Annotated in this window: 15 protein-coding genes; 10 read left to right on the top strand and 5 right to left on the bottom strand. The window is 59.6% G+C overall.

The genetic code is table 11. The annotated features are described in order from the left end of the window. Positions 1-27 precede the first annotated feature (27 nt). From MnOB_RS12985 to MnOB_RS29600, 3 genes are all read left to right on the top strand, one after another. Positions 28-426 (top strand): MerR family transcriptional regulator, encoded by a 399-nt coding sequence (locus MnOB_RS12985; RefSeq protein WP_077524641.1) that lies wholly within the window; start codon positions 28-30, stop codon positions 424-426. 128 nt (positions 427-554) lie between these two features. Next, the gene (locus MnOB_RS29605; protein ID WP_158713812.1) at positions 555-773 is read left to right on the top strand and encodes a hypothetical protein; all 219 of its coding nucleotides are present in this window, start codon (positions 555-557) and stop codon (positions 771-773) included. A gap of 6 nt (positions 774-779) precedes the next feature. After that, complete coding sequence (locus MnOB_RS29600) at positions 780-1055, top strand: hypothetical protein (RefSeq protein ID WP_158713811.1); 276 nt, start codon at positions 780-782, stop codon at positions 1053-1055. Positions 1056-1785: 730 nt separating this feature from the next. Here MnOB_RS29600 and MnOB_RS29215 read toward each other — a convergent pair. Then, on the bottom strand, positions 1786-2004 hold the full coding sequence (locus tag MnOB_RS29215) for a GDCCVxC domain-containing (seleno)protein (protein WP_077524638.1): 219 nt from the start codon (positions 2002-2004) through the stop codon (positions 1786-1788). Positions 2005-2178: 174 nt separating this feature from the next. Here MnOB_RS29215 and MnOB_RS12965 point away from each other — a divergent pair, with 174 nt between their 5' ends. The 3 genes from MnOB_RS12965 to MnOB_RS12955 all read left to right on the top strand — a co-directional run bounded on the left by MnOB_RS12965 (position 2179) and on the right by MnOB_RS12955 (position 4528). Next, complete coding sequence (locus MnOB_RS12965) at positions 2179-2370, top strand: hypothetical protein (RefSeq protein ID WP_077524637.1); 192 nt, start codon at positions 2179-2181, stop codon at positions 2368-2370. 426 nt (positions 2371-2796) lie between these two features. Continuing rightward, complete coding sequence (locus tag MnOB_RS12960) at positions 2797-3750, top strand: hypothetical protein (protein WP_077524636.1); 954 nt, start codon at positions 2797-2799, stop codon at positions 3748-3750. 325 nt (positions 3751-4075) lie between these two features. After that, complete coding sequence (locus tag MnOB_RS12955) at positions 4076-4528, top strand: hypothetical protein (RefSeq protein ID WP_158713810.1); 453 nt, start codon at positions 4076-4078, stop codon at positions 4526-4528. Positions 4529-4634: 106 nt separating this feature from the next. Here MnOB_RS12955 and MnOB_RS12950 read toward each other — a convergent pair whose 3' ends face one another. From MnOB_RS12950 to MnOB_RS12940, 4 genes are all read right to left on the bottom strand, one after another. Next, a complete protein-coding gene (locus MnOB_RS12950) occupies positions 4635-10157 on the bottom strand; it encodes a peroxidase family protein (protein ID WP_077524634.1) in 5523 nt (1840 codons plus the stop codon). A gap of 881 nt (positions 10158-11038) precedes the next feature. Next, the gene (locus MnOB_RS28835) at positions 11039-11290 is read right to left on the bottom strand and encodes a hypothetical protein (protein ID WP_158713809.1); all 252 of its coding nucleotides are present in this window, start codon (positions 11288-11290) and stop codon (positions 11039-11041) included. A 154-nt stretch (positions 11291-11444) separates the two neighbouring features. Further along, positions 11445-11687 carry a hypothetical protein gene (locus MnOB_RS12945; RefSeq protein WP_077524633.1) on the bottom strand — a complete coding sequence of 81 codons (243 nt, stop codon included), beginning with the start codon at positions 11685-11687 and terminating at the stop codon, positions 11445-11447. Between the two features lie 451 nt (positions 11688-12138). Beyond that, a complete protein-coding gene (locus MnOB_RS12940; RefSeq protein WP_107504072.1) occupies positions 12139-13563 on the bottom strand; it encodes a multiheme c-type cytochrome in 1425 nt (474 codons plus the stop codon). 652 nt (positions 13564-14215) lie between these two features. Between MnOB_RS12940 and MnOB_RS12935 the strand changes: the two genes are divergently transcribed. From MnOB_RS12935 to MnOB_RS12920, 4 genes are all read left to right on the top strand, one after another. After that, positions 14216-14836 (top strand): tyrosine-type recombinase/integrase, encoded by a 621-nt coding sequence (locus MnOB_RS12935; protein ID WP_077524631.1) that lies wholly within the window; start codon positions 14216-14218, stop codon positions 14834-14836. 141 nt (positions 14837-14977) lie between these two features. Next, the gene (locus MnOB_RS12930; RefSeq protein ID WP_077524630.1) at positions 14978-16414 is read left to right on the top strand and encodes an IS1182 family transposase; all 1437 of its coding nucleotides are present in this window, start codon (positions 14978-14980) and stop codon (positions 16412-16414) included. A gap of 469 nt (positions 16415-16883) precedes the next feature. Continuing rightward, positions 16884-18689, top strand: coding sequence for a sensor histidine kinase (locus MnOB_RS12925; protein WP_158713808.1), 1806 nt, complete (start codon positions 16884-16886; stop codon positions 18687-18689). Between the two features lie 6 nt (positions 18690-18695). Then, a complete protein-coding gene (locus tag MnOB_RS12920) occupies positions 18696-19076 on the top strand; it encodes a response regulator (RefSeq protein WP_077524628.1) in 381 nt (126 codons plus the stop codon). The last annotated feature ends 1 nt before the right edge of the window (position 19077 follow it).

Here is a 19077-nt window from a genome sequence, read left to right as displayed (position 1 = left end):
ATCCAAGTACGGATTCAAGAGGTTGTTATGGCCGAGCGACTCAGTATTGGCCAGTTGGCGGCGATGGCAGATGTTGGGGTTGAAACGGTCCGCTACTACCAGCGTCAGGGCCTCTTAGAACAGCCAAGCAAAGCACTGGGTGGTCAGCGGCGCTATGCACCCGGCCACGTCAAGCGGCTGCGCTTCATCAAGCGGGCTCAGGCACTGGGGTTCACCTTGGCGGAGATCAGCGATCTCCTCCAGCTGGCCGACGGCAGCTGTTGTCCGGAGGTCAGGTCCATGGCTATTCACAAGGTACAGCTCATCGAAGCGAAACTGGCCGTCCTGACAGCTTTGCATCAAGCCCTGAATGAACTGATTCACCAGTGTGATGCGAATAGCAGTGATACGTGCTGCCCGATCATCGATCTGCTGGGCCAGGATTGATTGCGTGTGACTGGCAAGGTGGCCGGAAGGCCCCAGGAACCTCGGAAAGCTTCCGAGGTTCCTGGGGCGGCAGGCGCCGCTCAGGCTCCGCCTCGATCATCTCCGGGCTCGCCGGTCGCACGCCCGCCATGATCATCGCCGACATCATGGTCGGCCCCATCATCAGCTCCATGACCCACACCGTGGGCTTCGCCTACGTCATGCCCTGGTCCATCGTCGGCACTGTGCCCCACACCATGAGGTCCGCCTGCCTCATGACTAGCACCGTGATCGTCACCACGCCCACTGGTTGCGCCACCGTGTCCACTGTCGCTGCCGCGCCCCGCGCTATCCCCTCCATGGCTTGAGCCGCCGTGTCCACCACCATCGCCGCCATGACCACCACCACTGCCATTTCCTCCATGGCCGCCACCTCCGCCGTGGCCACCCCCACCATGACCACCGCCACCGCCACCGCCACCGCCACCGCCACCGCCACCGCCACCGCCACCGCCACCTCCACCATGACCGCCACCACCACCACCACCACCACCACCGCCACCACTACCGCCACCTCCACCGCCACTACCGCCCCCGCCACCGTCCTTGGCATATACGCTGGAGAAGCTCGAAATGGAGTCGGGCACTAGCACGGTTGCTGCGGATAAGGCGCCACCGATTGCCAGCGCCAACAAGCATTGTTTTATAAGCATGGTGAATCTCCGTTTCGGTATCGTCTCGATACGCCCCCAACCTGGGGGGCGAGCTATGCGACAACCAGCACGAGATCTGTGTCCAAATGAGGAGCCGTGACTCGACCTTAGTACGATGTCTCGATCAATGCCTCTCCACCGGGTGGGACGGATCGGACGTAACCAAGACGGCCGTGACAAATCATCCAACTGGCTGCGGTGTGCATTGATGTAACCGACCCCACAGCCGGCGTGACGGACGCCTGAAAAGACACTGGCTTGCAATCTGAGCAAGACTTCTTGGGCGACCTTGGCTCCACCGGCCGGTCACCGGGAACCAAGCAACTGCCATACCACCGACGCTACCCCGGGACAGAATGGCTATGGAAAAGGCACCGAGGCGTTCGCCTACCCTGTCGGAAAAAAACTCCCCCGTTTCTGTGGGTGATAACCCCCAGCATTGGGTGTTTCTCGAGGCGCCATAATTCAAGGAAGGTGGTACCAGCTACGGTTGGGGGCTGGCACAGCTTAGGCACTTGCATGGTGGGGCGACATTGAAGATCTGGATCCAGCGCCCGGAGTTACGGGCACCGATGTGCCAGAAGTGTTCGATGGCCCAGTCTCCCGGGGAAACATACCTGCCACACATGGTGTTGCCCTCTACTGTCATCGGGGACGTAGCCACACGCTAAGCCTTACTTTGGCAACGTCCGCGTTGCTGTTGTATAGGCGGGCAGGGTGCGGAGCCGTACGAACAAAACACGCAGCAGTCTCCAGGCTTGGGCCGCAGCAGTGCATTGCAGTGGCTGCACTGGTAGAAGAACTGGCAGGCGTCCGTGGGCATGGTTTCCTGCTGGGTATGGCCGCAATGAGGGCAGGTCAATACTGATTCGAGAATGACGGGCATGTTCAGGAATGTCGTTGGGGAAAAGAAGCCGCTACTGCTTGCGAGCATTGCGCATGGAGGAGGGGGTGCCGTAACGGCCTTAAGGCAACTGGCTCCGCACTTTGCGGGGCTACTTTAAGTGTAGTGGACTGGGCAGGGTCCACTGGCACGAATGGACCGCTACAAGGGGCAAGGATGGAAAGGGAATTCGTTCTGGCAGTGACAGCCGCCGCCATCTGGTTAATGCATATGGGGCTAATTGCTGCTGTCAGCTACACCGGCGATGCAGACGAAGAAAGAAGCCTGAAACTGGTGAATGCCCTAGTGCTTGCAACGGTTGCCACTACCAGTTGCTTTGCCCTGTATCTGGTGATGACGCTCCCCTAGCGTTCCCCGCTCCAAATAGGAAAGCCACCGCGTTCCATTGCCCGATGGGGAGGGGGCGTGCGATGGCTTTCTGTCCTTCTTACGGGACACTTTCACGATACACCCGGCGTACGTGGGCACGGGCGGGGCTGATGGACGGCGGACCGAAAGAAAACCGCCACGATGCGCCGCTGCTCTGGGCGCCACTGCCACAGCTGATTCTTACCCCGATGTTCGGTCGTTGACTCCTCGGGAGACAGAACTAGCCTGACCTCGTGGGAAAATTTCCCACGCATTAAACGATGCTGACTGGTTTGGAAGGATGGTGCGGTACCGCAGTTGCGTTATCACGCTGCAGATATTGGCCGTGCTGGTTGGCTGGCCGCTCCCCACGGGCGACTAGGTATGGACTGGTTGGCGTTCCCCTGTGTGCATGAGGATCACATCATGAACAGCCGATTGGAGTTACCTGCCTCAGAGACAACTTTCCCCACAAAGAAGCCTGACCTGATGAGGGCTGGATTGCTTGCGTTTGCGGCATTGTCATCAGGATTGCTGGGCCAGCAGGCTTATGCCGCTAAAGATGCGGGCTGTGAGGGGGGCGGATTTACCGTCGAACTTCCGGGTGGGCCTGTTAGCGGACTAACCGAAACGACAATCCCCGCGAGCAGTTTAGGTACCAGCTTCACGGTTCGGGGCAAGTTCGTGGTGTTTGTGGTGGACGCGGCCACGCTGGGTGTTCGCAACTACACGCTGACCGGCGCGCCAAATCCGCTAGACATGACCGGCGGCGTCCCGACGACGATCTTCGCCAGCAAGACTCCTGATCTCCAAGGGGTGGCGCTTAATGGAAATCTGACGCTTGAGCTGGATGGCCCCGATGTTCTGCTGGCAAGGAGCGGTCCCGGCGTCGGGATGAAGATCCAGGCCAAGGACTGTGCCCAAGGTGGGGTGTTCCAGATGGAGCCGGAACGTGCCGATGGCCTTACTACCGACTTCACCCACGTACTGGCAGACGGAGTTTTCTACTTCGATAACCCCAACTTCAGGAACGTGAACTTACCGCTGTGCGTCCCTCCGAACTTCAACCCCAGTTGTGCGCCGGTGCCGGTGACGCCACGGGTCAACTTCGCCAATGACCTGTCTCCCAAGTTTGTAGGGCGAGACAGTACCCAAGTTGCCACCCGTGTGAGCCAGTTCGGCGGTGTTTCGGTGTGGCGGGTTGCCAGTGGCGGGCGAATGGGTGGTGTGCTGGGTGAAGACTCCGTGGAAGTGGCTCCGCCGTCCACAAACTGCGTCAAGAACTGCCAAGCCCAGAACCGTGTACGCGGCAAGTTCCCGGTGCTTGGCTTCCCCTTCCCTGTGCCGCAGGAAAATAGACTGACGCCACGTTCGCCGTGAGGCAGCAGGCACGCCTTTATCGGAGGGATAGTCAGTGGTGAAAAGAGGCCGCCACGGCTGCGAGCATTCACTTCGGGGAGGGGTGAAGTTTCCGTGACGGCCTTAGAAGTTTGAAATGGCCGCCACGGGCGCTGCGCCAAAGTGCCAATGATGGGGGGGCCGTAGTGGCCAATTGTCCTCTCTCTAGGACAACTTTAAGAGTAGCTGACAGGTTTACATACGCAGCTGCAGGTGATGGATGGACTGACTGGTACATCCGGAAACGAGCAAGACTCTGGCCGCCTGTTATCCTCCCTGTACTTCCACCCCTGCGAAGGGCAAGACCATGTCTGAGTTGATGTTCGATGGGATTGTTCGCCGAATGGCCAGAAAGATGGCACAGAAGCACATCACTCATGCCCTGGAGGCATTGCACTATGGAGGGCTGTTCAACTTTGAAGAGTGCAAGCGGGAAGCCAGCCAGAGCTTCTGGGCAAAGAAGAACAAGTTCGCTGTGTTCGACCAGGCTTACTACGGCGAGTGGTACTGGCTGGGGTCAGACGATGCCCTGAAGGGCTGGCGTCGATTCGAACGAGTGGAAGGCTACCAGGATGGCTGGAGAGCCCAAGTGCTGTCCTTGGCCTACAACGGCTGGGTGAATGCACGGGTCATCGAGCAATTTGGTTGGGTAGATGAGGTAGTGGGGCAGCAGTACATCAACTGCAAGCGGCATCTCGATAAGCTGAACTGGGTGGACGCGCCACATGACGAGAAGAGCGTTGGCGCACAGGTGGGATGATCGGAGCGAAAACCCTATCACGGGGGACTGTGTACCAACCTCGCTGATTGCAACGCCACGGCGACACTATTCGTTCGCCGTGGCGGATATCGTGTCACATGGGATATCAGGCACCTATTACGAAGTCGCTCTGATTGATTGACCCGACGTTGACCCCTACCAGGGTGATGCTGTCGCTACCGATGGTCACTACGGTCTGGGCAACGGTGCCGCTGATGGACACCAGTGCGGCAAAATTTGCTGCGTTGATGCCGAGCGCGGCGACATCCAGCAGATCTTGACCTCCCACCGGATTACCGTCGAAGCCGATGATCTGGTCGTGACCGAAACCGGCGGCGAACTGGAAGATGTCGCTTCCGGTTCCGCCATCGAGGATGTCGTTGCCCGTGCCCCCCACGAGTACGTCATTACCCGTTTCACCCTGCAGCACGTCGGCGCCGTCCCCGCCAAGGAGCACATCGTCACCTGAGCCGCCAGCCAGTGCATCGTCGCCTTCCTGGCCTTCGAGCAAGTCGTTGCCGATACCACCGATCAGCGAGTCATTACCCAGCCCCCCAAGCAATACATCGTTGCCCGTGCCGCCATCGAGTGAGTCATCGCCATCCAGGCCGATCAGCGAGTCGTCGCCACCGTTGCCCAACAGCACATCGCCGCCAATGCCCCCGGTGATCTGGTTGGACACCGTATTGCCGACTACATAGGTAGCGTTACTGCCAACGAAGACCAGATTTTCCAGATTGGCGGCCATGACATAGCTGAGCAACTCGGAGTAGGCCAGGTCCACACCGCCACCAGCGGCCTCGACTATCACATCGCCCGTCGTATCCAGACGATAGGTGTCATTGCCGGCGCCACCCACGAGTCGGTCTGCACCTGCACCTCCATCGAGCGTATCGTCGCCAGCGCCACTCGTGATGGTGTTCGCCAGTTCATTGCCAATACCGCTGAAGTTGCCGCTGCCTACGTAGGTCAGGTTCTCTACATTGGCACCGAGGGAGTAGGTTGCCAGAGTGGTATCGACCCGGTCCGTGCCGCCAGCGGTGCCGGCAAGTTCTTCCATCACCTGGTCGCCCAGGTCATCCACCAGATAGACATCGTTGCCGGCACCGCCTTGCATGAGATCGACACCCACACCGCCATCGAGTGTGTCGTTACCGGCATCCCCCTGGAGGGTGTCGTTGCCTGCGCCCCCCAGCAGCGTGTCATTACCCACGCCGCCCTGAAGCGTGTCGTCGCCCAGCTCACCGTGAAGCGTGTCATTGCCGTTACCGCCCGTGAGCAGATCGTTTCCAGCCAGGCCAAACAACTGATCGTTGCCGTTGTTGCCGTGGGCGATATCGTCTCCCGCCGTGAAACTCAGGATGTCGGCTGTGGCGCCCACCCCGTTCCACAGGTCGCCGACCACTTGTGTCGAGGCGGAATAGATCACCTCTGCGGTGCCCTGGTCATCGGTGTAGCTGACCATCACCCGCAGCTCCTTGCCGACTTCGGCCTGGGTGGGCGTGAAGGTCGCAGCAATCGCGCCAAGTATGTTGACGAACGCCAGTCCGTTGAACACCTGCCACTGGTAGGCAAAGGTGGCGTTACTAGTGCCGTTGACGTCGGTGAATGCACGGGTCGCAGTAAGCATCTGGCCTTCTGTGGGCGAGGTGTCGCTGATGCTGACCGTACCCACGGGTGCCTGGTTGCCAATGAACACCTCCTGATCGAGGAAGCGCAGCACTTCGATATTGCGCAGGCGATCCGTGCCTTCCAGCTGGGTTCCGCGCGCATGGACCACGGTCCAGGAACCATCGTCGTTGCGGGACCAGTCATAGTTCGTGGCCAGGTCCGAGAACAGTGCCACGTCGCGGTCGCCGGTGTTGTTGGTGAAGAGGATTTCGCGGACGATCTCCAGCTGTCCCGGATTCAGCTCGCGGTTGAACATCCGCGTTTGCAGTTCTACCAGGCTGTTGACGCGCAGCTCGGCGCCGCTGGCGTCCACCACCGGCACGCCGTTGGCATCCAGCAGGCGCAGCTGGACATTGAGCCAGGCGTCGCCGTCGATGAAATCGTCGCCGCCGCGACCCTCGATCAGGTCGCTACCGCCGCCGCCCAGCAGGATGTTGCCGCTGTTGAAGGCGATCAGGCTTTCCGGATCGACGCCGGGCACGGGCGAGTATTCCGGGATCAGCTCGCCCAGCAGGTCGCGCAGGCCGTCGATGCGGTCCACCCCGGCCTGGGACAGGAAGTTGTTGTTGTCGAGGATGAACTCCGGCTCGGCGGTGGGATCGTTGCCGCGATCATCGCCGCGCAGGGTGTCGTTGAGGTTCCAGCCCGACAGCGCCTCCACTTCGCTGAAGCGATCGCGCAGTACCTCGATGGGCATGTTCGGGAAGATCGTCTGGTTCAGGTCCGAGTCGGCCACCACCGGGCTATTGAGATGAATCGCCCAATCGAAACCCCACATGCCGATGTTCTTCTGGATGCCCGCACTCTGGAACATGATGTCGTCGCCCGACTCGGCGTCGTAGTCGGTATCGCCGCCACCGCCATTGATCACGTCGTGGCCGATGACCTTGCTCTCGAAGAAGATGTCGCCGTTGTCGCCGGCGATGTAGTCGAAGCCGGCTCCGCCTTCGACCCAGTCGTCGCCCTCGTTGCCGAACAACGCATCGATGCCATCGCCGCCGTAGATGAAGTCATCGCCGGCTCCACCTAGCACCTGCTTGCCGTCGGTACCGCCGATGATGAAGTCCTTGCCGGCGCCACCAAACAGGAGGTCGATGCCATTGCCGCCACTGATGACGTCGTTGCCGTCTTCGCCCTTGAGGTTGTCGTCGCCTCCGATGTCGGTGATCACATCATCCCCGGAGCCACCATGGAGGATGTCGTTGCCGTAGCCGCCTTCCAGGGTATCGTCACCGCCGTCGCCCCACAGGGTGTCATCGCCGGTGCCAGCCAGCAGCCATTCATTGCCTTCGCTGCCACCCAGCACCACGTGATCGTCTCCGTGGTACTTCAGTACGCCCGGCGCACGCTCGACCATGGGAGTGAGTGCCTGAAGAATCGGGTTGCTCCAGGTGGGGTCTGCACCGATCTGCAGGGCCTGATTGATTTCCAGGATGTAATCCACCGCGGCGAACAGGTCGCCCGGCAAGTGCGAAGAACCGGGTGCCCCCAGGTCGGTGTTGACCATCACCAGGGAGGCGAAAGAGTTGGCTTCCAGCTCGCCCAGCAAGTGCTGCCCCTGTAGGCGCGAGAGGTAGTAGAAGCGGTCGGCGTTTTGCAACGTCTCCATCTGGGTTTCGAAGACGAAGTTGAAGGTGGAGCCAAGCATGCCGCCGAACAGCATCTTGCGTTCGGCCAGGCCGCCGATCCAGAAGTCCACCAGGTTAAGGCCCGATTCCTGGGCCGCCCAGGTGCCGCTGCTGTTGAGGAAGTCCACCCGGTCCGCCGGGGCGTTGGTACCTCCGAGTACCAGTACTTCCGCTGCTGCGCGCTTGTCGGCCACCGTGGTGGCCGCGGTGATGCTGTCGTGGGTGCCGTAAGCGGCGATGAAATTGATGATGGACGCGGGGTTCTTTAAGTTCAGCGCGAAGTCCACCCAGCTCACATAGGGCTTGAGGTTGGCATCGTTGGTCATCTCGAAGAACTGCTCCCGCGCGTGGTTCAGCGAGGGCACGCCGGTGTCGCGACCGCGAGCGATGTTGATGGCCGCCAGGTCCAGCGGCAGCCCCACCAGGTTGTTGCGCAGGGCACCGGTGATGAATTCGTCGATCTCGTTGCCCACCTGCCGGGTCATGCCACGGATGATGGCGCCCGCCGCCGCGTCGGCATCCCCGGCGCTGCCGAATTCCACCGGGTTGAGGAAGGCCTGGATCAGGCCGATCTCGCCGCTCTGCATGTTGATGTCCAGGCGCTCCACCGTCTCGTTCAGCATGGAGTGGCCGAAGCGGTACACCACATGGGCGAACTCCGCGACTATGGCCGGGTCCAGCTCGACGTTGGGCTGCACCATGAACACATCGGTGAAGGGCTGAATCTTGCGCACGAACTCCTCGAACACCAGGTGCTGGTACTGCATTTCGTTGGTGAAGCGCGCCGCCTGGAACAGCCGTTCACCGTCCCAGGCCAAGGCATCGATTTCGGTCTGGTTGGCGGGCCAAGTGGCGACGTCTACCCGTAGCCACTGATTGAGGAACGCGAGGTCGCCGTCCTCCAGCAGGGTGGTCTTGATCTGCTCGATCAGGCGATTGTGTTCCGAGTGGAACACATGGTGCACGGCGGTCAGGCCGATGTTCTCGTTGCCTCGCCCGTCGCCGGTGATGTAGTGGGCATCGAGCAGCTCGTTGTCGTAGCTGGTCAGGGTCGGCAGGTTGCCGGGGCCAATTGGCAACGCAGGGTTGAAGTTCGGATTGGGTATGGGGGCCCCACCGAGGCCGAGCGCGTCATCGCTGTCGGCGACCTTCATGCTGCCGTCACTGTTGCGTGGCGCCGCGTCGTGAGCGATGTCGTCAAGGAATGCGTGGCCGGTGCGAATCGCATTCGCGGTGCTGATCGGCGCAACGGGATTGCCTTCCACCAACCCACTGCCGGTTACGATCTGGGCAAAGCCGTTGGCGCCCCGTTCGAACTGGCCGTACTCGTCGGTTGCCAGCAGCGGAAGGTTCGTGACGTCGGCATCGCCGAGGTCGATTCCCAGCTTCTCGCGAGCCTGATGCTTGATGTCCGCCCAGGTGGCCAGGCCGCCGCCTGCGCCATCCAGCATGCGTCCTGTGGCAACGGGAATCAGCAGCGGTTGACCATTGCCATCCAGGATTGGCTGCCCATTGGCATCCAGCTTCGGCACCATCTCGTATTCACGCAGGAACACCTGGTGGGACGGATGCGAGGTGTAGGTCTGGTTCTGATCGACGAAGGGTGTGGTCTGGTTGATGTGCTCGCGGATGTCGTCCGCAGTGCCCAGTACGCCGTCCGCTCCCGGCTGGTTGGTGGCACGGGTAAGCACCATGAAGTTGGTGTGCGAGTTGGGGTCGTAGAGCGGGTCGTCCGGTTGCAGCGGAATGTACACGGTGCCGCTGCCGCCCTTGTTCACCAGGTCCAGGCCATGATCGAAGAACTGGCCGAAGATGGCCATCCAGGCGTTGTAGGGGGCGGAGATGCCTTCATCCGGCGCAATGTTGGGAATGAACAACAGGTCTGGGGTATCCGGGTTGCCATCGTGGTCGAAGGCGAAACTGCCCTCGGTGGCATTGGCGGCCGCCACTGCGGCCGGGTTGGCGGCGGACTGATCTGAGATCAGATTGCTGATGGTGCGCGGCGTGGAGTCCACCACGTAGCCAGTGGTTTGTTCGTAGGAAGTCTGGGTGGAACTGCCAGGGAATCCGGGCGGGGCTCCGGGACCATCGATACCGAACTCCGCGTCGCGAAACTCGGGCGCAAGCATGCGGGGCATGGTCTGGTCCGCCGAACCGTAGTTCTCACGTCCGGGAACCAGGTTGTTCCAAGTGCCGTTTACGGTGCGCAGGCCGATGGGCAGCAGTGGATTACCCACCAGGTCGTAGAGCGACTCGCCGGCAGCATGGCGTTCGGCGATGACGATCTGGTCGAGGATGAAGGCCAGGTCTTGCTTGATCAGAGTGATCATTTTGCTTTCCTTGGGGCAAAGCGCCCCCATTGGCCATTCGCTTGAAGAGGCGAAGGGCCTGCTTCTCAGGCTTCAACGTTTTTCTGGCAGACGACGTCCTCACACAGCAAAGCGGACTGCGCGTTGTCTACGAGGTTTTGAGTGGGCCGACGTTAATCGGTGACTGCGCCAGCAGGTGGCCCATGAATCAATTTGTGAAGGTGCCACCGACAGCGCATCGCTATTCGCAGGGCACCGGAATAAGGCCAATCCAAGACGCCTCCCTGACGCCTTGTTTCCTTGAAATGGCTGGAACAACGACTGTTTATCGACCGGAATCTGGCGTCGTGCTCAATTAAATACTGTTGCGGGAGGTGGTCAAGAGACTGTCACAAACTTAAGTCGACTCAGAATTATTGAGTAACTATCTGAAAAATAAATAAAAATATTGAACGTTCAAATTATTGAATAAATCGACCAAGAGAACCCCCATGGCTGGGGGAACATTCCCCAAATGTGCACGACAGAAGGGCTGGTATAGCGCTTTTTATTCCCCAATATGGCCCCGAACATGGGTATTCCATCCGCCGATAGCTGGATAACAGGTCCGTTTATCCGGAAGACTCATCGTTTGTATCAAGCTGTGTCGTTTGGCTATAGGGAAAGTGATCTCGAAATCATCTGGCTCGACATTCCTAGCTAGAAGGAAGTTATGGGGGCTTGCCCAGGCAGTCGATCGCCACGGGCGGTTAGCGATGTACTCTGCCTGATTCACCCTTGCCTCCCTTCAACGCGGAGGACAATCCATGGAGGCATCAGGCCAAAGTTCCATGACGAAGAACCTCCTCGCGGGCTTCTGTCCACGTCGACGTCAACTTATGGATCAAGGGGAGTCCTGCCGATCAGGTTTGTCGACCGCTTCGAAGGGGGAGCGCTTCCAGCGGAGCCGGATGGCCTGCCCGGATGCGTTCGAAGAAACTGCGGTATTCATCGAGCGCCGCTGCCTCTGCAACGGAAATTCGCTCAAACTCCAGAACCTGGGCAGTTGACCAAGGCACCGTCGCCTGCTCCAGAAAAGCAACCATGGCGATATGTGCCGCTGCGACATTCAAGGACAAGCGGCGCAGTTCCGACAATGCGAGAGAGTTGTCCACTGTACGCTCCTGGTCTGCCTGACTTGCGTCATTGACTAGTTCGTATCTGCCGGTGACGCGACGTCAAACGTCGATTTACGACTAAAGTCTGCTCCGCCACTTCCCCGAACCCGGAATAAGGGATCGATGCGGGAGTGCTGTCGCGAGTCGGTGGTCACTGCCTGTTGCGAGCCCTCAGTACGAGGGTGATGGTGCCTTCTGTACTAGATGAGACATACGCGTCCAGCTCCGGGTACAGATCTGCTGCCCGCTCCACGAGCGTCTCCCCCGCAAGTTGAATCCGTTCACGGGTAGGGTTTTTAAGCCTGATGCTCTCTTTCGCAATGCGGCCGGCAGTGATGCTGGTGGCGGCGCGTTCCAACATTTCATCCAGCAGGATCAGCGTTTCTTTATCCATGGATGTGTCCTTGAAAGTGAGTGTCTTTAGTCGACGTTGGGCCACCTTTATTTATTCCCCGGACACGGACTCATATCTGCGCCCGGACGATGCTGTCGTGAGCTATGCAAGCGGCGCGCCTGATCAGTGAAGGACATGATTTGCTCAAATGACTACGTCGGTGTCGCATAGCCCATTAGGCGTTCGGCGCCACGTCGAGTGCGGGTTTGGGGAAATGTCGACTCATGACAAGAGACGCGGAGTCCACCCGGGGGAGTCGACGCAGAACCGCAGGCAGGGAGGCGAGAGGAGATTGAGGCCCAATCTTGCGCGAACTGCCGCCCCTACTTTGGGGAAACGGAAAGCGTCATTCCCCGCGCTCGCAATCGTGCCTCGCAAAATCGCGGCGGCAGCTTTTCGATGATTGACGACTGGGTAGCACCGTGACGGCGCTGTTAGTACAACACGGCGATCAGAATCCAGCCGGATGATCCAACGCACTGGTTTCGAGTTTCGTCGCGCTCAGTGACAGGCCTATCTGCCCAGTCACCTGCGTCATCCGTGTGATTTCCACCTTCAACTGGTCCTTGCCCAGCAGGTAGTCCACCAAGCGCTGGGAGAAGGGCCAGTAGTTCAGCTCAGCCGTGAGTGTGATAGGGGTGACGGCATCCCTCGGCACTTCGAAGCTGAACTCGCGGATGTCGTATCCCTTGGGCAGGATGCGGTTGTCCGAGAGGATCTGGGTGGCGTTCCACACCTCGATGTCCAGTTCCTTGCCGTCCTTGTCGCCAAGATGGACCTTGAAGTTGCGGGTATCGGGTTCGGTCGCGCCGTCCCTGATCGCCCCCAGCCGGTAGAACTCGCGGCCCGCCCCATCCACGGCGCGGAAATCAATCCAGATTTCTCGGCCCTCGGGAAATCCGGTAGGCAACTTGTGCCCGGCGCCAACGTTAGCGACCTTCACTCGCACAGTCGCCTTCTCTCCCGGCGCCAAGTAGTCCGGCATCGACTCGAAGCTGATTTGAGCGGCCCTGGCCAGGTTCTCTCGGGCGCGCTGAGCTGCCTCTTTCTGCCCCAGGTATTCCAGTACCGCCGCGTTGGCTCCGGTGAACCAGTGGGACGCGACGTCGGCGCGATCCGGCCCCATGGTCGCCGCCTTGCCGGCGAAGCTCGGCATGTGGCAGCTCTGACAATTCTCGCCATTGAAACTGTAGGGACTTTCCAGCCATTCGTCATAGGTGCGCTCTACCGCTACAGAACTGAAGGGGTGAGTGACGTTGTGGCAGGTGGCGCAGAAGTCCGAGCGGGTATGCAGGTCCGAGTAGACCGTGTCGTGGTATGGGGAAACCGCGTCACTCCGGGGGCCGAACTTGGTTGGTTTTCCGTGGGCACGCGGGCTCAACACATAGGCGCCGTTGTCCAGACCAGTGCGTGCGCTGATGTTGTGGCAGGTCTCGCAGTCCACCCCCGGCATTGGATTTTGTTGGGCCGTGAGCTCCACCGAAGCACGATTGATCTGGGAATTGATCTGGCCTGTGGTGAGGCCGATCGGGGTGTGGCAGCCAGTGCAGAAGTTGTCCACTCGCCCCTCGGTAGCCTCGCTGGCATGCCTGAGCAGCGCCCGGTAGATGGGCTCCTCCCAGGAGTGGGCCATCATCGAAGTGCGCCACTGCCGGTAGATCTCGGTATGGCAGGCGCCGCACACCTGTGCGTCATCGAAGTCCGCTACCTTCAGCAGGACGTTGTTCGGTGTGTTGGCCCGATGAGGAAAGAACGGCAACCCCTGCTTGTTCTCCATCAACCGGGATCGCGCCGGCTCCAGCCATTTGTCGTTAGCCTGGGGAACTTCAGCAGCGATGACCTGGATGGCCAGCAGGGAGATGAACAGCCAGAACATCAACCTTGAAACCGTCGAGTCTAGGCATCCGCGAAATAAACACGACGCAAGCTGCTGTGGAGAGACGCGCATGATTGTTCACTCCATCCGTACGGTGTCTCACCACTAAAGAGGGACTACTCACAAACGAGTGCAGCCTCTCAGCTTCGTGCCCCTCGAGTAGCCCAAGCGCGATCCAGATGCCGACTGATCCAGGTCGTGTCGTGGCGCGACATCTCAATGCCGTGGGCTTCAGCGCATGTGCGCGGCTACCTTGAGGTACCCTCCAGTACTAGATGGGCGGTCTGAACGCGTCAAAGTCTTGCCGAACGCGCAGGACCCTGCGAATCAATCGCTATCGCATTGATTTATCAGTAAATACTCTGATCAAAAATTTGACGATGCGCCGACGAAGTAGCCTCAACTCGGGTTCATCGGCACCTTGGCTAGTCAATTTTCCCGCTGTTTCGTTCAGGCATTGGCGAGGGCCATCGGGCGCCCAGCTAGGAAAATCCTGAAAAAATCCTGCTTCTGGTGAACCACGTTGCTCCCATTGCCCGAATTTTCGGATGTTTATAGGCCGATTTGTTAGGCGGATTGACGGGCAGCTTCTGGCCGGTTAACGCCCCTTGCACGGCTGCCTCCTTGTCCTCCCTCACATGGAGGACAAGCCATGAACACCATTGCTACCTGCGACTATCAACCTTGGAACAAAGGAAAATTGGTCGGGCAGAAAGCCCCGCTTCGACTCAGAGATATCTGGGCCATTCGGGTAAGGCTCCAAATTGCGGAGAGAACCCGGGATCTGGCTCTCTTCAATCTGGCCATCGATAGCAAGCTGCGAGCCTGCGATTTAACCAAGCTCCGTGTGCGCGACGTTGCCCATGGTGATCACGTGTCATCGCGAGCCATCGTGATGCAGCAGAAAACTCAGCGACCAGTGCAGTTTGAGATTACAGAGCAAACACGGTCGGCTCTGGAAGCCTGGATATATCAAGCCCAGCTCAGCAGCCAGGATTGCCTTTTTCCGAGCCGGTTGCATACCTCAGACCATCTATCCACCCGGCAATACGCTCGAATCGTCAAAGCGTGGGTGAAAGACATTGGCCTTGATCCAGCCATGTATGGCACCCACACGATGAGGCGTACTAAGGCAACGCTGATCTATCGCAGAACGAAGAACCTGAGGGCTGTCCAACTCCTGCTGGGCCATACGAAGCTTGAGAGTACTGTTAGATACTTAGGAATTGAGGTCGATGACGCTCTGGAGATGGCGGAGCAGACCGAGGTCTAACTATGCATAGCGGCGGTCGAAGTCAGGCCGTCGCTAACCGGCCAATAGCCGCCCTGTCGTAACCGGCTGAAATCGACCCAGGCTGTGTGAAAACGCCGGTCTCGCCTAGAGTTGCTGAAGCAACGTCAGCGGGGGCGGCGTATGAAGCGATTCATCGAAGAGTCGAGCCGGACGCAGGTCAGCTTGCTGCCCGAATGTCTGGATGATTTCGTCTCTGAAGACAATCCGATCCGGGTGGTCGAAGCCTTCGTCGAGCAACTCGACCTAGCGACCCTGGAGTTTGAAGGGGTAGCGCCGGCTGTAACCGGTCGGCCGTCCTATCACCCCGCCGTTCTGCTGAAGATCTACCTCTACGGTTACCTCAACCGCATCCAGTCCAGCCGGCGTCTGGAACGTGAATGCCAACGCAATCTTGAGCTGATGTGGCTGACCGGACGGCTGGCGCCGGACTTCAAAACCATTGCCGATTTCCGCCGTGACAACGGCAAGGCCATCCGCAATGTCTGCCGCCAGTTCGTCGTGCTGTGCCGACAATTGGAGCTGTTCTCACAGTCGCTCGTGGCCATCGACGGCAGCAAGTTCAAAGCCGTTAACAACCGTGATCGCAACTTCACTCCGGGCAAGATCCGCGCCCGCATGGAGCAGATCGAGAGAAGCATCGAGCGCTATCTGGCGGCAATGGATACCGCCGACCGGACGCAATCCGATGTCGCCGAAGCCAAGGCCAGCCGCCTGCAGGACAAGCTCGAAAAGCTCAAGCAGCAGATGCAGGCACTCAAGGAAATGGAGCAGCAGTTGCGTGAAGCACCGGACGGACAGATCTCCCTGACCGATCCAGATGCGCGATCCATGGCCACCAGTGGCAGAGGCACCGGCGTGGTCGGCTACAACGTGCAGACGGCCGTCGATACTCAGCATCACCTCATCGTCGCCCATGAGGTCACCAATGTCGGCCATGATCGCTCCGCCCTGGCGACAATGGCCAAGCAGGCGCGTAGTGCCATCGGGGTTGAAGGCCTTACCGTCGTCGCCGACCGTGGTTATTTCAAGGGTGAAGAAATACTTGCCTGCGACCAATCTGGCATCACCGCCTATGTCCCTAAGCCGCTGACATCCAATAGCAAGGCGGACGGGCGCTTCGGCAAGCAGGATTTTGCGTATGTGCCGGAGAAGAATGAGTACCGCTGTCCCGCAGGGCAGAGCCTGATCTATCGCTACACGAATCTCGAGGCCGGCCTGACGACACATGCGTACTGGAGCTCGAACTGCAAGCAATGTGCAATCCGATCGCAATGCACCAGTGAGCCATTCAGGAGAGTTCGACGCTGGGAGCACGAGGACGTCATCGATGCCATGCAGCGTCGCCTCGATCATCAGCCAGAGATGATGGGCATCCGCCGCCAGACCGTCGAGCACCCGTTTGGCACGCTCAAGCACTGGATGGGCTCGACGCACTTCCTGACCAAAACGCTACCCCGAGTGAGCACGGAGATGAGCCTGCATGTGCTCGCTTACAACCTCAAACGGTTGATGAGTATCTTGGGCATCCGCGAAGCGGTGGCAGCCTTGCAGTCCTGAGGAGGACTTTTTCCACGCCCCTTGCCGTCTCCCGAAGCCATCGGAGACCTCAGAGACCTACTACCGCAAGCAGAACGCTATGTCGGCCCAAATCCCATCTCAGCCCTTGCCATGGACCAGGAGCGATGCAGAACCCCGAGTTTTGCTCTTTTCACACAGCCTGGACCCATTGCAGCCCTTGCCGCAGGTGCAGGCTTACCGTCCAGTAGCAAAGTACAAGAATCGTTCGTGGCATTAGCTCACCGGCATTTCGTGCAATGTCTACTAGATTGATGAAGTGCTTCCTCCAGAAATACTCGCCACGTGAACTTGCCGGGTGCTGACGTCATTGCATCTTCCCCCCTGGCAGTGGGCAGATGTTTGGCGAGGGCCTTAGCTCAGAGCCGGGCAGGTGCAGAAGTTTCACACTTGGAATCCCAGACTCGACGGTCCTTTCCGAATGGTCCCGAATTCTCTTGATAGTGACGAGTTGTCCAGCGACGCACGGCTCATGCGGGGGCTGGCTCGCCTGCGCGGTACTGTGGCTCTATCTGTGCTGCTGTGGTTACTCGTCGTGGCTGTGGTCGCCTGGTTGCATGGCAGACGTCAGCTCGAAGATGAAGTCGCGGAGCTTGCCACTGATACGGCGCTATACCGCGACTCTGCAGTGCGCATCGCCAACCAGAATTTCCTCGAGCTGAGCAAGATTACGGCATTGCTCACCGTGCGTACCGACGTGCTCGCCCTTTCCGAAAAATACAGTGCACTCGGCCGAAGCTTTGCCGACCTCGCACTAGCGCAGCGCATCGCGCAGCTCAAGGATGACGCGCAGGTTCAGTCGACCAGTGCGAGGCTGCAGGAAGTTGTTGGCGACTTACGCTACGACCAGATCTTCGTAGAGGATCGCTTCGGAACCATCATCGCCAGCAGCGACGCCGATAAACCGGACACCGTGCTGGGGCTGAACTTCGCTGATCGCCCCTCGTTCCAGGAGGCGATGAAGAACGAGGAAGGCTCGATGTTCGTCGTCGGGAGCACTTCCCGAGAGCTTGGCCTGAATTTCAGCTCGCGGATCGGCAAGTCCCAAAGCGAGGCAACCGGGGCCGTCGTGGCCCGGCTGCCCGTGGAGCGATTCGTCGAGCACCTGTCGCGCAAGGGCTACGAGTTCATCATCATCGACAGCTACGGCATGATCGTGGCCTCAGGAGATCCCGGTTTGCTGCTCAAGCATGTTGGGCCTCTGTCACCTAGGCGCCCCGATGACGAGCGACTGAAAACGTACTACCGGCAGGACCAGCTCAAGACGATCAATCTGGCCCCCTATGAAGGCCGCTTGCATGATCTGCACTGGGCTCTCAACGGAAAGCCGATCCTGCTGAGCCTGGCAAACCTTGGCAACAAGGGTTACCAGCTCGGGGTCTTCAGCAGTCTTCACGAGAAGGACGAAATCGACCGCGCCTACTTCGTCATCGGCTTGCTCGTCGGTTTCATGGGTATTCCCGTCGGCATTGCGCTGTATTCCCTCTTTGCCGGGCAGATGCGTCGCGCTGCCTCCGGACGACGCCTGAAGGCCGTCAATGCGCAGTTGGAGCGCGCCAACGCTGAGAAGAATCGCTACCTGGGTATTGCCGCGCATGATCTGCGCAATCCCCTCAGCTCCTTGCGCGGGTTAAGCCAGCTGATGCTGGAAATGGATTTGCCGGAGGAGCAGAGGCTTCAGTTCGTCAACGTCATCCACCGCACTAGCGACGAGCTGCTAAACCTCGTTAACGACCTGCTGGATGTCTCCCATATCGAAGCCGGTCGTATCGAGCTGTCGCTATCGCTGGTCGATCTTCCTGCGCTCATTCGCGAACGCCTTGAGCACCTGACGCTCCAAGCCTCCCGCAAGCAGATCCGTATCGACCTGATCACCGACGACATGACGGCGACGCCACTGGATAAGCGCCGCTTCGGCCAGGTAATCGACAACCTCGCCAGCAACGCCATCAAGTTCTCCCCACTGGGCTCGGTCGTCACCGTGCGTGCCGCGGACAGCACCGATGGGGTGGAGTTTTCGGTCGAGGATGAGGGCCCCGGGATCGGCGAAGCGGATCGCGAACTGCTGTTCAAGAGCTTCCAGAAGCTGAGCGCCAAACCGACCGCCGGGGAAAAGAGCACTGGACTGGGCCTTTCCATCGTCAAGAACATCGTCGAGGCCCATGGCGGGCGCATCGACGTTGAAAAGGCCCCGAACGGGGGGGCGCGGTTCGTTGTATTGCTGCCGCGCTCCCTAACGACTGCCGAGGAGACCTGATGCGAAATGAAGAACGTCAAGACACTGATCGCTGACGACGAGGATCATATTCGCCTGTTCGTGAAGACCCTGCTCATGGGCATGGGGTGTGACGTCGTCGCCGAAGCGCGTAACGGGCAGGAGGCCATTGCGCTGTTCGAGCAGCACCATCCCGACCTCGTTCTGCTCGACATCAACATGCCGATCCTCGACGGTCGCGCGGCCCTGCGCGCCCTGCGTGCGCAGTCTGATGATGTGACCATCATCATGCTTTCCTCCCTGGCCGGCGCCGATGTCGTCGAAGACTGCCTCGATGCCGGGGCGGATTATCTGCTGCGCAAGGACTTGCCGCTGGAGGACCTGCGTCGCGAAATCGCGCAGATCTGGCAGTCCCGAGAAGAGGGCTAGC

The organism is Metapseudomonas resinovorans (assembly GCF_002003485.1).
In the GTDB taxonomy this organism is placed as follows: Bacteria; Pseudomonadota; Gammaproteobacteria; order Pseudomonadales; family Pseudomonadaceae; genus Metapseudomonas; species Metapseudomonas resinovorans_D.
The sequence above is the reverse complement of the archived record's forward strand: the minus strand, read 5'-3'. Positions and strand labels throughout refer to the sequence as shown.